Genomic DNA, 15374 nt, shown 5'->3' with positions numbered 1-15374 from the left:
CAGCTACGAATAATTAATTAAAACAGATGAAGGAAAAAGATCTTAAAAAGCGGTTGGTAAAAGAGAAATATGGAGAAGTAGCTCTTGGGAAATGGCGAGAATCAAGCTGTTGTTGCTGTAGTTCAGAGATTCATCGGGACGATACCATTACCTCCTTTAGTCAGTGTTATGAAGGTTTACCCGGTTATTTTGATAAAGCAGATTTACACATTGGTTGTGGTATTCCGACAGAATTTATTGGGATTAAAAAAGGTGATGTTGTACTTGATTTAGGTTCAGGAGCGGGAAATGATTGTTTTCTTGCACATCATTTAACGGGTGATGCTGGTAAAGTTATTGGGCTTGATTTTACCGATGAAATGGTTGATAAAGCACAAGAAAATAAACAGCAAAAAGGCTATCAAAATATTGAATTCATTAAAGGTGATATCGAAAATATACCCATTAATGATCAAGAAATAGATATTGTAATTAGCAATTGTGTATTAAACCTTGTCCCTGATAAAGAAAAAGCCTTTAAAGAAATTTATCGTGTTTTGAAGTATGGTGGAGTATTCTCTATTTCAGATATGGTTATTAAAGGGGAATTGCCAGATTCAATTCGTGATGATGCAGAACTATATGTAGGATGTGTGGCTGGAGCTATTCAACTTGAATCCTATATTGATATCATAGAGAAATCGGGATTTGATCAGCCTGAAATTAAAAATATTAAGCGGGTGATGGTGCCAGTTGAAATTTTGGTTCATTACATGACTGAAGATGAAATTAATGAGTTTAGAACTGGAAATACAGGTATTTTCAGCGTAACCATTACCGCATCAAAAACAAAAAAGGATGGGGCCTAAAAAGCGATTATCCTTTTTAGATCGATACCTAACACTATGGATTTTTATGGCCATGTTATTGGGTGTGTTGGGTGGATATCTGTATCCCGATATTATTCATTTTTACAATCGATTTCAGGCTGGGACAACCAATATTCCAATTGCTATTGGTTTAATTTTGATGATGTATCCTCCTCTAGCTAAAGTGAGGTATGAAGAGCTGGGAAAGGTATTCAAGAATTTCAAAATACTGGGTTTGAGTTTAGTTCAGAATTGGCTTATTGGTCCGGTTTTGATGTTTTTTCTGGCGATAATTTTCTTGCGGAACCAACCTGATTATATGTATGGCTTAATTCTTATTGGCTTAGCCAGATGTATTGCCATGGTGATTGTTTGGAATGAGCTTGCAAAGGGCAATACAGAATATGCTGCCGGATTGGTTGCCTTTAATTCTATATTTCAGGTCTTGTTTTTCTCTGTTTATGCTTGGTTTTTCATTGCTATTATGCCTGGCTGGTTCGGATTGGAAACCACAGATCTTGTAAGCCAGATTACTATGGGGGAAATTGCCAAAAGTGTATTTATCTATCTTGGAATTCCTTTTATTGCTGGTTTTTTAACCCGATTTATTTTAATTCGGATAAAAGACAAAGATTGGTATCATAGCAAATTTATTCCCAAAATTAGTCCAATAACGCTAATTGCCTTACTATTTACGATCATAATTATGTTTTCTTATAAGGGTGAAAACATTATCAAAGTACCATTGGATGTCTTGAAAATTGCGATCCCGCTTGTGATTTATTTTCTGATCATGTTTTTTATTTCCTTTTTTATGGGAAAAAGAATTGGAGCAGATTACAGTAAAACCACATCAATTGCCTTTACAGCTGCCAGCAATAATTTCGAATTGGCCATTGCTGTTGCCATTTCTGTATTTGGAATCAGTTCAGGAGTTGCCTTTGCTGCGGTTATTGGACCATTGGTTGAAGTGCCTATTTTAATTGCTTTGGTCAATGTGGCTTTGCGTTTTCAGAAAAAGTTTAAAGACAATGTAACAGAAGGCAATATTGAGGATCCTGAGGTTTGCACTTGAACATCATTGCGATGAATCTGAAAGGTTCAGAAGCAATCTCCAGCTTGAATAATTTACCTGGCAATAATTACAGTTTTAGTAAATTTCTTTATTCAGTATACTTATTTGCCACCAAGGCTCAAAGACACAAAGTAAAACGAAGATATCACTTAAGTGTTACTTCAACAATTTCTGGTCGGCAAAAGAAACGAATAGGAGGAATTACAGTACCAATACCTGAGCTGATATAAGAAATTCTGTTTCCTTTTTCTACTAAGCCATAGCGATATTTTTGTCCATTTTTTGATGGCAGATAAAACGCGAATAACCCAAAAAAAGTTACTTGCCCACCATGCGTATGGCCCGAAAAAGTAAGGTCAATCCGATCATCATCCAATGCTTCAAGATAGTCGGGATGATGAAACAACAAAATGCAAAAATTCTCATCAATCACATCTTTTGTGGTGCGATTCAACTTTTGGTATCCTGCAACCCAATCTCCCACACCACCAATTTTAATGCTATCGGAACCATCTTTCACCCAAAATGAGTTGTTTTCGCACAAATGAAAGCCCGACTTGTTCATTAATAATTGTGTTTGAATTGGATCTTGCCAATGATCACTATTTCCTAGAACTCCGTAAACACCCAATTTTGCAGAAAGGTTTTTCAGTTCTTCAAAAGCAGTATGTACATTTTTGGGATACCAGTGAATATAGTCTCCTCCCATTAGAACAATATCAGGTTCTAGCTTATTAATTCTATCAACTAGCTTTTTAACTCTTTTTTGTGAAAACAAGGGGCCATGATGAATATCCGATATGAACACAATTTTTTTGCCTTTGAAATTTTCTGGGATGTCGGTATGAGCAATTTCAATACGATTAGTTTTCAACCATCGACTTTCTAAATAACCATAAATAGTAAGAAGGAAAGCTGCGATAAACAGGATGGGAAATAGTCGTTTGAGAAATCGTTTCACAGGGCAATAATACTGCATTAAGCATTTGCGTTCATATATATTTTTAAACAATATAGACTTTTGTCTTTTTGTGATTCACTATATTGCTGCTTAGCTCGGGCTATTGTAAATTTGTTAGCCTATGAAGAATAGAAAAACAATTACCTATGGTATCCGGTGGACGCGATTTATTCTTATCCCAATTGTATTAGGCATTGTTCTAGAAATAATAGATACAGATATTAACCGATTCCGAAATTTTATCTTTTTCTTAATTTGCCTTGGGATGTTTTATTTATTGAGCCGATTTCGAAGACTTAAACACGACAGTGAAAACTTTTATATCATTCATGGGACAAAAGAAAAGGCGATACATTTCTCATCCATTATAAGTATAAAAAGAAGTAGAACAAAGGTCAATGGTGGGCGTTTTTGGATATTGACTTATAAAGAACAATCAGGAAAAGAGCATAAATGTCGGTTCTTTTCTTCTTTCAATAAAGAATTCTTCTCACAGGTTAAAAATGTAAACCCAGATGTAATAATCTGGACACATCCATTTTTTAATCATTAAAACTAATCGGAATCAGATGCTACCAGCTTGGTAATTGTTTCAGTTCCTCTTATGGTATAAAATACGTCAACCTCTTTCCCATTAGCGGTAACTATTTCGGGTGTAATGTATTCTTTAAAACTAATTTTCTCTCCTTCATTTGTCGTAACAATTATTTCGTCAGGCAAGTCACTCATCGTTTCGCTTTCTGCTCCACTCAAAACTCCACTTATTGTTTTCCATTCAGGATCCATTTCAGGAGCGTATTCACCAAGTAATGATTTTCCTTCATACTGAATATAAGCAAGCATGTTCTCCATCTCGCTCAAATAGTATAAAGTCACATATTTATCTTTGAGTTCATAAAGTGATGTGTGATCTAGCGAAATTTCTTCAATGTTGAGGTTAAAGTCAGCAGTCATATTTCGTTCTGGAAATTCAATAGTTAGAATAAACATGGGGTAAACACCATCTTCAATAGCTTTAAGGAGTCCGTATTCCTGAATTTCTTCATCTGCTGATTCTTGACTTTTTTCCATTAAATTTTCGTCAGCCACTTCTTCAGTTTCTATTAATGATTCCTCAGTTGTATCCTTATTTTGACATCCTGATAAAAGCAAAAGAGCTATTGTAATGAAAGATAATAATTGTTTTGTCATGATAGTTTTGTTTTATTCTATTGTAAAGATACGACAAAGTGTTTCTTGAAATTCTTCTAGTTTGTTTTATACCAGTGTTTTTCACTTTTTTCAAATTCTTCAGTGCCTTTTCTTTTAATAATTTTAAGATTTTTAAGGTGTGCAACACCATGACTGGTTGTTAAAAACTGGAGCTTTTCGCAACTTTCAAATTCCTCACATTGCCAGCATCCATCATATGCTTTTTTCTGAGCACATTTTCGGATTTTGCAATTTGGATTAGCACCTCCATTTCGACATGTTTTATTGCAACGCATTTTAACCATTGCACCTAATACCTGATAGCATTCATCATACTTTTTATAGTCTTTAAAAAAAGGTATCTCAGCTAATAATTCAGCAGTTTTGTCAAAACGATACTTACGAAGTTCTTTTCTTAAGTCACGTGATAAGTCGGCTATAACACCTGTGTGATTGGGACATTCTCCACAATATAATCCACAATAAGCAATGTTTTCCATAATAGAAATTGTGTTTTTATTGATGAAATCTTAATTCAATGTTTTCTGAATTTGTTTTTTATCTTTTTCGGGAACCAGTATTCTAAAAAGAGCGAGAGAGTTGATTATATTTTTGAAGGTTTTTGATCATGCTGTTGATAATATGCAATGCTTTATTTATTCTCCATCAAAGAAATCTAAATCCAACTCCTTTAATTCATAAATAGATTTTATTTGAACGCCAACATTGAATTCATGTAGTAAATCAACTAATTTATTTCCATCAATTAAAATGATAGTATGGTGTGCATCATATGCTTTTTTAATAGCTCCTTCATGAAATATAGATGTTGTTACAAAAATCCCTTTGCTTGTATCCCCACTCATGGCTCCAATAAAATTCCTAATATCCTTCTCTCTAACTTTATTTTCGCCATATCTTTTTGCTTGAATATAAATTTTATCGAGTCCGAGTTTATCCTCATTGATAATACCATCTATCCCTCCATCACCGGATTTCGAGGTTTCAATAAAATCACCATATCCCATTTTTTTAAGTAATATCAAAATTACTTTCTCAAAATAAAAAGGATCAATAACTTTCAGTTTTTCTAAGAATTCAGATTTGACTCCTGCTTCAATTTGTGAAAATCCTGAATCAATTAAATCTTGAGGTGTGGAATTTTCTATCTTGCTATTTTTAAAATTCTTTTTATTCTTTTCTTCTGTATAAAAGTCAAGAAAATTTTCATCACCTTCAATCTCTTCTAATTCTAATTTTTTAGATAATGAATTAAGACCCTTATCAGTTATCTTAACCATACCTCGCTTAGGAAATTCAATATAACCGCCTTTTTTCAAATATGATTTCCCCCATGCTATTCTATTAGATAATAGTATGTCGCCACTTTTTGTCTCTTGCTCTAATAACTCTTTGGGCAGATGAGAATAATATTTTGCAACTACTTGATTAATTAATTCCCTTGAATGATAAGTTTTTCCGTCACACAGTATCTCAAGGATAGGGTTAAATGTTTCGTGAAATTTTGGAATTTCCATGTTTTTCATTTACTCTATGGTTCAGCAATAAATAGTACACAATGGCCATATTAACTATTCTTATCAAGAAAAATACTGGTTTTCCCAAAGGGATTACCAAGTAGTATTTGGCAATTTCTTCATATTGTGTTTACACAAATGTAAGGATTTAATTGTATGCTTCAAATACAAAATATGATGTGAATTCGTCATTCTGGAATCTTTTTTTGGATTTTAGATAACGAATTGGTTGAAAATAGGATTTGGAGATTCCTGATCTGCATTTCATTTCGTCAGGAATGACAAAGTGGAGGTAGACATTCCTGATCATGCTTTCGCTTGTCAGGAATGACAGCATTAAATGGTAATTTATTTGTTTTCAACTGCTTGCTTGGCCAATAGTGCTGCACCAATTGCCGTGGTAATTTGAGGATGCTCAGGTATGAAAATATCGCGCATAAGTTCATCTTCTAAAGCGGCATGCATACCTTTATTGAGGGCAGTTCCTCCATCAAACAAAACAGCATCATCTATTCCTGCTCGTGATGCTAATCGGGCAATACGTCTGGCAATGGAGTAATGTATGCCTGAGGCAATTTCTTCTTTCCCATGTCCTGCTGCTAATAATGATATAATTTCGGATTCAGCAAATACAGCACAGGTTGAGTTTACAGCCAGTGGTGGTTTTTTGTTGGCAAAATGCAATTCTCCTAAATCATCAATATCTACTTCCAGATTACGTGCAGCCATTTCCAAAAAGCGTCCGGTTCCTGCTGCACATTTATCGTTCATTACAAAGTTTTTAACATAACCATTTGCATCCAAAACAATGACTTTAGAATCCTGTCCTCCAATATTAATAATGCTCCTTAAAACCGATTGATTTTTAAATGAATGCTTACTACCAGTGGCATTGGCAGTAATTTCACTGATGTTTTCATCTGCAGTTGGAAATAACTTGCGTCCATAGCCAGTTGAAACAACATATTTGATTTGAGTCTGACTGATTTGATGCTTACTTAAAAGGTTGTCCAATGCAATCGTAGCATTCTTACGGAAACTACTACCGGTGGGAGAGATGGAATGGGCAATGAGTTTCACCTCTTCGTTAAGCAAAGCTATTTTTATGGAAGAGGAGCCTATGTCGATGCCACAATAGATGTTCATGCTATTTGAGTTTTAGATTTCTTTGCTTTTAAGGATTCGAGAAAAGCTTCTATTCGGGTTGATAACTGACCTAAATCATCAGGATTATAATCTGTTTCGATGTAGAGCATGGGAATGCCTTCTTGTTCTAACTTTTTAGCAATACGCAGCGATTCCATTTCATATAACTGACATCCGGCAAAAGCCTGATAGATGACTCCATCAGCGCTAAATTCTTTTGCTGTATTGATGAGTTTTCGGTCTCTATCAGTGTTTGGAGTTAAATTCGGACAAGTACAAGGTTTGAGGTAACGATCGGCTAATGCCGGAATCATGTCGTATAAAAACCATTCATCCACAGCCACTGTATCATAAAGCAAACGGTTGGAGGAACAAAATTCATCGGCTACAATGAGTCCGCCCATTTGTTCAATCAATACGGGTGTTTTCAAATTAGGAAAAATAGAGGGTGAACCGGTAAGCAAAATTTTTGGTGCATTTTCCTTCACCACATATTGCTTGTTTTCAACTCGTACTTCTAGTTCATCATTAAGTTTTTCAAGTTGTTCAGTCCATTTTCTAATGTCTTCGAAGAAGTAACTATTGGATAGTAGAATAACATCTTTTCCCCAAATAACAGGGCCCTGCTTTCTTATGGTGTGCAATCTGCGATATTGCTGTTGAGCCTGACTAACTAAATTAATGGCTTCTTTGAGCTTTTTACGTGTTAGTTTATTTCCAGTTGTTTTTTCCAGTTTTTTTATAAAAGCATCAATTGATTGTATCCAATAACTTTTGGATGCTTCTGTTTCTTTTGTAGCGGGTAGTTCAAGCGTATAAAACTCAATTTCAGAAGCTGTTTCTACTTCAGGCATTTTCTTTTTATAATCGCAAGAAGTTGGGTTAACAATGAGTTGTGGTTTGGCACCCATTGGGAAATTATTGACGTGAAGTTGTCCAATTGTTGATTTGACTAAAGGACATGCTTTGGCAGGCATAAATTCAGCACCTATCTGATCATAGGAATATGCCCCATTGCAAATGCGTAGCGGTATTGCTCCCAAAGCATAAATAATTTCTTCAGGCACAAAAATACAGGAAGTAGCAATGACTTTCTTATTCGCTAAATCCGTGTTTTCAGCATCCAAAAACGCATTCATTCTGTCATAAAAGAAATACATGCTTTCGGGATTGTAAGGGAAATCATCGACAACTTCTTTCAAGCTTTTAGCATATTCCATCGCCAAATGAACGGTGGAGGTTTTCTTCATCCTTTCGTAGCGCGAAATTGTATTTTGGGATTTATTTTTAGTCATTTTTCTTCTTTTGGTCAATTAATTCCTTGCTATCTGTATCAATCTTGAAGGTTTTACTGTCTGAATAGCGTTTAAAAAATCCTTCATCTGTTGAGTTCAAAATAGAAATACCTGCAAAGGATACTTTCAAACAATCATTCTCTGGGCAGGCTTCTACACATTTGAAGCACATCATACAATCGTCTTTTACAATGAATTTACTGGTGATGTCTTCTGCAATTTGTTCAATTCCAATATCACAAACCCGTGAACAGTTCCCACATTTTGTACATACGCTACCCACTTTTGTCATCCTCAATAATCCGATTCTGCTAAACAAAAATTGCAAAGCACTCATAGGGCAGAAAAAGCAAAAGAATCTCTTTTTAAAGAATGATCCAATAATGAAAGTGACAAAAATTATGATACCCAAAGTAGACATGAATATGGTTGTATTGTTTGCAAAATCAATGAATAATTCAGATGTGCTACCTGTAAATAAAGGGAGAACCGTTCTGCCAGGACATATCTGGCAGAAAGGAGCTCCCAAGTCATGAGAAAAGTGAGGTAATCCAAAAAGTGAGTTACTCATTCCAAGGGGAATCAAAATGAGCAAACCCAATACAATGAATTTGATAAACCTCAGTTTTTTAAACAATTTAGAATCGTATTTTGTGAAAGCAATGCCCAGCAGCTTGCGCAATTTTGTAATCCAGTCCTGTATGGTTCCAAGTGGACAAACAAATCCACACCACGACTTATTGAAAACAATAAACCAGGCAAGGAAAATCAAAAGTCCTGTGTAAAAACCAAATCCCCTATAGCTGGCAAAATCAGCCCATGTAATGTGAAGTCCATGTTGCATGGCAATAAGATAGCAGGTTCCTGCGCTTCCTGTTGCATAAGGGCAGGCAAAAGTAGGAATGCGCTCGCTGATCGTAATTGCTGCATAGCCACCATACATAATGAGTATGAAACTCAGAATTTGAATAATGGTTCTGAATCGTGAGATATTTGCAAGATTGATTTTATGTTTGATCTTATTCATCTGCATCGTTTTAATAAAATCGTCTTCGTTTGCTTCTGCTATAAAAAATAAATGAGCCTATTGCCAGTGTTGAAAATAGGATGATGATGATAGGCCAGAAGGATGATTTGTATAAGGATGGGCTTGGCTCATAATCGCCTGCATAGGTACATACATAAGAAATTTTGCTATAGGCTTTTCCTTGGTATTCGCCACTTGTACTGTTTGAATATTTTGCTGTTAATAAAAAGTGATATGTTTCATCCTTGTTTAGTTCTTTCATTTTGGAGAAATAGTCTTCAGGTATCTGAAATTCGGCTATTCCCTTTTCATTTGCATTAACTGTTTTTGACCAGCCTTTTTCTGTGACAAAAATGAATTCAACATCTTCAATTGCTTCATTGTTTTCCAAAGCACTAAAACTAGCAACATTTCCAGATGCAAGAATTAAATGAAAATCTTCAGTAGGTTTAAACCTGTTCCTGATTATTTCAAACGGAACAATTTCGGGAAAAGATTTTACCTTGATTTTACCTGAGATACTTCGATGTCCATTTTGACATTTATGGTTTAATCGTTCAGCTTTTGCAACATGAACAAACAAGGTTTCGTCTCGCACTTCTTTCCAAAGGAAATAAATATTATGGTAGCCTTCCAAATCAAAAGCATAGGTTAGTGCAAAGCCTTTATCTGAAGTTGATAAATTGTATTCAAGCAAATCGCCAGCTGGAGAAACAACAAATATTTCCGGTTCAGTATTAAAAGAGTCAATGTAAGATGAACCTTTTGGTGTGTCTCCATTACGTGGCCAAAGAATTAGTTTTTCCTGACCTCTGTTGTTTCGAAAAGCCATATAATGTTGCATACCTGAAGGCCTAACCACGCGCTTTGCCTGAGGTGGTGGATCACCTGATAACCAAATGTTTTCTTGTGCAAAACAAAAGCATGAACTCATGAATAACAAAAGGATAATACTGACAGTTTTCAGTTTTGTATACATGTATGTAGGCTTATTTTGTTTGTTTTTTCTTTCCAGTGAAGTTATAGGATATACCCAGTTCTAATGTTCTGTGAATTCCAGGGGAATAGCTCCTGACAATAATGGGGTTAGTTGGGTTCCCATAATAGGATTTGCTTGCTCTTGCTGCAAATAATTCATCGGTAACATTCAATACGTTGAACCATATACTTGCACTTTTAAATGTATAACCTAAACGAGCATTGCCAAAATTATAACCACCATATTTTTCTGAGTTGTCTTCATTCATGTAATATTCACTAATATATTGCCATTCAGCACTTATCCATAATCCCTTTAGTTTGTTTTTTAGCGGTTTATAGGTTAATGATGAGTTTGCGATAAAATGAGGAGCAATGCTCATTTCATTACCGCTGTAATCATGGGCACCCTCGTCAAATGAAATGTATTCGTGTATAGAATTGCTGCCAGAAAATCGGAAGTTAAAATCCTTAAGGAATTTGTACTTAAATGTATATTCTACTCCGCTATGTCTTGTTTCACCTACACTTTTTAAAGTAGATGCACCTCCTTCATACACTTCTACGATTTCGTTTTTACCATCAGCTCTATACAAGCTAATATCAACCGATCCTTTCTTTTTGGCAAAACTATACCAGCCACCAAATTCATAATTGTAATAGGTTGAAGGTTTCAGAACAGGAACCTTTGTTGTTTTGTATAATTGATTAAATGATGGAGGAGCAAAACCAATACTATAGTTTGCATAGAAACCACGGTTTTTGCCTAAATCATACGTCAAACCAATTTTAGGACTTAAATGCTGGAATGCATCAGTCGTATCGCGTGCACCTGATATATCATTTGGATCTAAATGATTGTCGTAGATATAATCCAATCGGTCGTAGCGCAGTGCAGCCAGTACTTTCATTTTTTCAATAGGAGTAATTTCATAATGCAGGTAGGCTGCTGAACTGAGCAAAACTGCATTGAAATCCTGAATTTCCGGCCCTGTCATTTTGTAATCGGTATAAACGCCATTTTCTTCGGTGACATCAATTACTTCGCTGTAGTACAATTCAGGGGTGTAGTTAGAACTAATACCTCCAATTAAAGATGAGTTCAGAAATTTAAGTTTTTGTTTGTGCTGAGCAATTAAACCTACACTATTGTATTGTTCGTCAACAAATTCACCTGCATATTTGGTTGTAGGATAATAAGCAATTGCTCGGATTCTGTAAGTTGGGACTTCTTCTTCGTTGAAATTTCGCACAAAAGCTGTGAAAAATGTTTTGCTGTTTTCGTTCCAATAATGATCTAATCTTATATAAGATCTTAATCCTTTGCTGTTGACATAAGCAAACGTATGTTGGTTATACGAGTCATCAGTATAAAACTCTGCACTATCCAGACTTCCTGCAAAATCGGTTGTGAAATCAAAATAGGTTAAAGCTGCTGTTAGTTTTGTTTTGTAAGAAAACAAATATTCTGCTTTCAGTGTAAAAGTGAGTTTATCCATATCGGAATGTTGTCTGTATCCATTTCTGCGCTGAGCCCAATAGCCAGATGCTGCAATTCCAAACTTTTTAAAAGTGTTTGAAGCATTAAATCCAACTTTCTTATAACCTAAATCATTTCCAATAAGTGTAAAACCTGCAGTTGGAACTAATGTTGGACTAGATAAAAGGTAGTTTATTGTTCCTCCAATTGCTTCACTTCCATAAAGTGATGAATTTGGACCTCGCAAAACTTCAACAGCCCCTATACCATGAAGGTTGATATTGTTAATATCGCCACCTGAAGTAAGTGCTGTAGGACCAATAGGAATTCCATCCTCAAGTATGACCACATGGCTTCTGGAAAATGAAAGTGGTTCACGTATACTGATCGACATTTGCTCATTCCCAAAATCTGCAATATGAATACTGGCAACCCGACTTAACACCTGACTATGAAAATTGGCATTTATTTCTTTGAGCTCAGCTTTCTGAATTTTATTCATCGATACAGATGCATCTTTTCTGTCCTGTTGATCTCTGCTTGCTGTAACAATGGTTTGATCGAGCTCAATGGCTGTTGGTTCCAGAGCAATAATTATAAAATCACCTGAAACAGCAACTTTCTTTGTTTCATATCCTGTGTATGAAACAATGATTAGATCAAAAGCAACTTTAGATTTTACCTCAAATTCGCTTTGAACATTTGTAGCTGTTCCAATTTCTGTTCCAGCAATTTGAATGCTGGCTCCTATTAAACCTTCTTTTGTTTCATTGTCAATTACTTTCCCTTTAAGGCTATGTTGTGCAAAAAGGTTGACGGTTGATAGTACTGATACAGCTAGTACGATTATCAGTATGCGTAAGTTTTTCATATGAACTAAAGATTAATTGTTTTTGAAAATTTTAAAAAGGGACAGTTCCTGAGCGAATGATTTGATACCTGTATTTTCCACCTGCGGTTCCCCAGTCTTTATCAAATGAGTTTGAATATTTATAGGCTTTACCATTTACTTCTATGCCTACGTAAAAGTTGCTGGATAAGCTTGCATCCTCATGGTAGCGAACATAGATATATACGATGTCTCCTTTATTTCCAATGAAAGAATAATTCCAATCGTCTGTCAATACGGAGTCTATCCGAATAGTTTCTTCATCTTCATTGAGGAAAGTGACATTAAAATCAGAGCTTAAGCCTTTTACTGCATATGTTATTGAAACGTCTTCTTTGTTTTCTTCACAGGAAAGAAATAGCATTCCGCTTAACAGAATCAATATGAGTCCAATAACTTTATAATAATTTTTCATGATTTTCAATTAAATATTTACAATCAAGTTAATGTAGAAGATTCTTCCGGGTTCGAAGAAATCTCTATTTGAACCGATCATTCTTCTGCTGAGATGTTCGAAATAAGGGGTGTCGAGAATATTGTTGACACCACCTGAAATACTTACAATTACACTGTGCTTATAGGTTATTCCTGCATTTCCCACAACAAAACCAGCAGTTGGCTGTTCATGAAACGCTTCTGAAACATAGTTTTGAGCTGCAACGAACCTAATGGAAGCTCTTGGAACCAGTCGGTTAGAAAGCATTTTGTAGTGAATTGAAATTGTACTTTCAAATGGAGGAATTTCGTATAACGCATCATTCTTAATTTCAAGAAGTTTGTCCCAAGCAGATGACATGGTAGCGTGTGTGTAGGATGCGATAACAGAACCTCCTAATTTATAGGTAGATGGAGTTGAGTATGTGAGTTCAATTCCTCTGAAAAATACCAAGTCTGCATTGTAAAATTCTTTTACACCTAATACACCTGTCGAGTTGGGGAGGTATTCTGCCGGAGGAATCTGACGAGCCGAAATGTAATTTGTAACCACTGAATAAAATCCATTCAAAGTAATTCTTCCAATTTCATCTGTTTCATATTTAAAAGTGAGATCGGCTTGATGATTAGCTTCAGGTTTAATGGCCGGGTCTCCTAAATAATCATAGTTGTCGTAGCCAATTGGCAGTAAATTTACGTATCGTTCCAACATATTAGGGCTTCGAACACCTCTGCCGATAGCGATACCAGCTGTTAAATGTTCTGTTAGGTATTTGTTTAATCCAAAGCTGAAGCTAACGTTAGCAAACTGTGATTTTACTTCTGAGATAGTATCCTGTATTGCAGATGATCCAGCTTTGTAAACAATAATCGGATTTGAAGTTGCAGAATTCAAATCAAATCTGACTGCTGCAACCAAGGTTATTGTTTCCATCTTTTTTTCAAATTCAGCTACTGTTCCAAAGTTGGTGATGATAGCATTCATCAAATTCTCAATTTTTGTTGGAATAAATGGCTCAGCAGGCATTTTATACATGGTTTTAACCCGTTTGCCATCTTTAAAAGTATGCTCAAATCCAGCACCAACTATCAATGTTCCTCCATCTCCAGCTTTTAATCCCATTCCAGCAGAAACACCTTTTACAATAGCATCTACTGTTGAAACTGCCAGCACTGTGTCAGAAATAGATTTCTCTCGTGTATCCATTACGTGGTGCACATTGGATTCAAATACCCTGAATTGTATTTTCTTGATGTTTTCAGTTGGCTTCATAATAATATACTGAGCCGACATAAGCCAGGTGTCATCCAAGCGCTCATCCATGGGCAGGCTAGCGAACTTTACATCTCTACCATGAGATGTAACATATGAATATAGAAACTCATGATTTTTTTTAGGTTTATATCCGGCTTCAGCTGTAAAAGAATATTTTCTGAATTTAGATGGAACTGTTAATCCATTTCCATCTCTGTAGTCACCATATTTTTGATTGTTGCCTGAAAGGTTAAAGTAGACCTTATTGTTGCCTAATTTAACATTTATTCTGTCTTTTGTGCCATTCCAGCTGCTCTCATATCCTTTAATTCCTCGGGCATGAACTTCAAATTTGCTGCTTTCAAATGGTGTAGGTTTGCTTGTGATAATATTTACAAAACCTCCAAAAGCAGGTCCATACTTTAATGCATATGGGCCTTTTATAATTTCAATTTTTTCAATATCATCCACTTCAATATGAGAAACATTTGGATCCATACGATTAGGGCATCCTCCTTCAATTCGTAAAAAACCATCAATTCGTACATTAAGTTGATCGTATTTGAATCCTCTCACAACCGGGTCAAGTTGAGTACCACCTTTTCGGATGGCTGAAACGTTAGGAACTGAACGAAGATAATCTCCTAAGTCGCGGGTTCCCAGTGCTTCTATTTCAATTTTTGACAGATCAGACTTTACATAAGGAACATGCTTTTGTGCCCAATCCTTAATAATAACTTCACTAAGTTCAAAATATGTTGTTGCCATTGAAAAGCTAATGACTTTGGTTTCTCCTGCAGATAAAGTTATCTTTTTGGAAATTGGGTTATAGCCCATAAATGTTACTTGTATAGTGTAGTTTCCAGGAGTAATATTTTTTAAATGAAATTCACCATGCTCATTTGTAACGCCTCCAATTGTTGTTGGATTTAATTGAACATTTGCTCTTTCAAGTATTTTCTTTGAATCACCATCAATTACAACTCCTGTAATGCTGGCTTGTTTCTGAGCATAAAGAGCGTTTGCAAACAATAAGGAGGCTATGAAGAATATAACAATTTGGACTATTTTTTTTGACTTAATCATTTCAATATTTTAAAGACACTAATCGGTTGTAATGTTCTTTAGTCTGTTTTAGTTATCAAAAGTAACCATGAGTTTTGCTATTTTGAGTGGGTAAAAAAATAAATGAATTATTTTCGAGAGTTGTAGCCAAAATAACTTTTTTAAAACGAAAAAAAAGCTAATATGAGAAT

14 protein-coding genes are annotated in these 15374 nt (G+C 35.2%); 3 read left to right on the top strand and 11 right to left on the bottom strand.

All coding sequences use genetic code 11. The features are described 5' to 3' along the window. Positions 1 to 26: 26 nt before the first annotated feature. Positions 27 to 848, top strand: a complete 822-nt coding sequence (gene arsM / locus HOG71_10500; GenBank protein MBT5991268.1) for an arsenite methyltransferase — start codon at positions 27 to 29, stop codon at positions 846 to 848. Then, complete coding sequence (gene arsB, locus HOG71_10495) at positions 838 to 1923, top strand: ACR3 family arsenite efflux transporter (GenBank protein MBT5991267.1); 1086 nt, start codon at positions 838 to 840, stop codon at positions 1921 to 1923. The genes arsM and arsB overlap by 11 nt, the downstream gene beginning before the upstream one ends. A 145-nt stretch (positions 1924 to 2068) precedes the next feature. On the opposite strand, the gene HOG71_10490 is transcribed toward arsB, so the two are convergent. Then, the gene (locus HOG71_10490) at positions 2069 to 2902 is read right to left on the bottom strand and encodes a metallophosphoesterase (protein MBT5991266.1); all 834 of its coding nucleotides are present in this window, start codon (positions 2900 to 2902) and stop codon (positions 2069 to 2071) included. 103 nt (positions 2903 to 3005) lie between these two features. Here HOG71_10490 and HOG71_10485 point away from each other — a divergent pair, with 103 nt between their 5' ends. Beyond that, positions 3006 to 3437, top strand: a complete 432-nt coding sequence (locus HOG71_10485; GenBank protein ID MBT5991265.1) for a hypothetical protein — start codon at positions 3006 to 3008, stop codon at positions 3435 to 3437. A 2-nt stretch (positions 3438 to 3439) separates the two neighbouring features. Here the strand turns inward: HOG71_10485 and HOG71_10480 are convergent, their stop codons facing one another. The 10 genes from HOG71_10480 to HOG71_10435 all read right to left on the bottom strand — a co-directional run bounded on the left by HOG71_10480 (position 3440) and on the right by HOG71_10435 (position 15204). Further along, positions 3440 to 4075 carry a hypothetical protein gene (locus HOG71_10480; GenBank protein ID MBT5991264.1) on the bottom strand — a complete coding sequence of 212 codons (636 nt, stop codon included), beginning with the start codon at positions 4073 to 4075 and terminating at the stop codon, positions 3440 to 3442. 56 nt (positions 4076 to 4131) lie between these two features. Continuing rightward, entirely contained in the window at positions 4132 to 4578 is a 447-nt protein-coding gene (locus HOG71_10475; GenBank protein ID MBT5991263.1) for a DUF3795 domain-containing protein, read from the bottom strand. Positions 4579 to 4731: 153 nt separating this feature from the next. Next, a complete protein-coding gene (locus tag HOG71_10470) occupies positions 4732 to 5613 on the bottom strand; it encodes a restriction endonuclease (protein ID MBT5991262.1) in 882 nt (293 codons plus the stop codon). Positions 5614 to 5961: 348 nt separating this feature from the next. Further along, positions 5962 to 6759: a CoA activase gene (locus HOG71_10465; GenBank protein ID MBT5991261.1), complete on the bottom strand. Its 798-nt coding sequence runs from the start codon at positions 6757 to 6759 to the stop codon at positions 5962 to 5964. Then, complete coding sequence (locus HOG71_10460; protein ID MBT5991260.1) at positions 6756 to 8054, bottom strand: 2-hydroxyacyl-CoA dehydratase; 1299 nt, start codon at positions 8052 to 8054, stop codon at positions 6756 to 6758. Before HOG71_10460 ends, HOG71_10465 begins: the two co-directional genes overlap by 4 nt. Then, positions 8047 to 9081, bottom strand: a complete 1035-nt coding sequence (locus HOG71_10455) for a 4Fe-4S binding protein (protein MBT5991259.1) — start codon at positions 9079 to 9081, stop codon at positions 8047 to 8049. The genes HOG71_10460 and HOG71_10455 overlap by 8 nt, the downstream gene beginning before the upstream one ends. Before the next feature lie 10 nt (positions 9082 to 9091). Then, the gene (locus tag HOG71_10450) at positions 9092 to 10060 is read right to left on the bottom strand and encodes a hypothetical protein (protein MBT5991258.1); all 969 of its coding nucleotides are present in this window, start codon (positions 10058 to 10060) and stop codon (positions 9092 to 9094) included. A 10-nt stretch (positions 10061 to 10070) separates the two neighbouring features. Next, positions 10071 to 12410: a TonB-dependent receptor gene (locus HOG71_10445; GenBank protein MBT5991257.1), complete on the bottom strand. Its 2340-nt coding sequence runs from the start codon at positions 12408 to 12410 to the stop codon at positions 10071 to 10073. Between the two features lie 31 nt (positions 12411 to 12441). Beyond that, positions 12442 to 12843 (bottom strand): hypothetical protein, encoded by a 402-nt coding sequence (locus tag HOG71_10440; protein ID MBT5991256.1) that lies wholly within the window; start codon positions 12841 to 12843, stop codon positions 12442 to 12444. Between the two features lie 9 nt (positions 12844 to 12852). Further along, positions 12853 to 15204: a TonB-dependent receptor gene (locus HOG71_10435; protein ID MBT5991255.1), complete on the bottom strand. Its 2352-nt coding sequence runs from the start codon at positions 15202 to 15204 to the stop codon at positions 12853 to 12855. Between the last annotated feature and the right edge of the window lie 170 nt (positions 15205 to 15374).

Source organism: Bacteroidota bacterium (assembly GCA_018698135.1).
In the GTDB taxonomy this organism is placed as follows: domain Bacteria; phylum Bacteroidota; class Bacteroidia; order CAILMK01; family JAAYUY01; genus JABINZ01.
This window is presented reverse-complemented; position numbering and strand designations above follow the sequence as displayed.

Coding starts and splice junctions, on each gene's coding strand:
- arsM (MBT5991268.1), top strand. CDS start 27: ATGAAGGAAAAAGATCTTAAAAAGCGGTTGGTAAAAGAGAAATATGGA.
- arsB (MBT5991267.1), top strand. CDS start 838: ATGGGGCCTAAAAAGCGATTATCCTTTTTAGATCGATACCTAACACTA.
- HOG71_10490 (MBT5991266.1), bottom strand. CDS start 2,902: ATGCAGTATTATTGCCCTGTGAAACGATTTCTCAAACGACTATTTCCC.
- HOG71_10485 (MBT5991265.1), top strand. CDS start 3,006: ATGAAGAATAGAAAAACAATTACCTATGGTATCCGGTGGACGCGATTT.
- HOG71_10480 (MBT5991264.1), bottom strand. CDS start 4,075: ATGACAAAACAATTATTATCTTTCATTACAATAGCTCTTTTGCTTTTA.
- HOG71_10470 (MBT5991262.1), bottom strand. CDS start 5,613: ATGGAAATTCCAAAATTTCACGAAACATTTAACCCTATCCTTGAGATA.
- HOG71_10465 (MBT5991261.1), bottom strand. CDS start 6,759: ATGAACATCTATTGTGGCATCGACATAGGCTCCTCTTCCATAAAAATA.
- HOG71_10460 (MBT5991260.1), bottom strand. CDS start 8,054: ATGACTAAAAATAAATCCCAAAATACAATTTCGCGCTACGAAAGGATG.
- HOG71_10455 (MBT5991259.1), bottom strand. CDS start 9,081: ATGAATAAGATCAAACATAAAATCAATCTTGCAAATATCTCACGATTC.
- HOG71_10450 (MBT5991258.1), bottom strand. CDS start 10,060: ATGTATACAAAACTGAAAACTGTCAGTATTATCCTTTTGTTATTCATG.
- HOG71_10445 (MBT5991257.1), bottom strand. CDS start 12,410: ATGAAAAACTTACGCATACTGATAATCGTACTAGCTGTATCAGTACTA.
- HOG71_10440 (MBT5991256.1), bottom strand. CDS start 12,843: ATGAAAAATTATTATAAAGTTATTGGACTCATATTGATTCTGTTAAGC.
- HOG71_10435 (MBT5991255.1), bottom strand. CDS start 15,204: ATGATTAAGTCAAAAAAAATAGTCCAAATTGTTATATTCTTCATAGCC.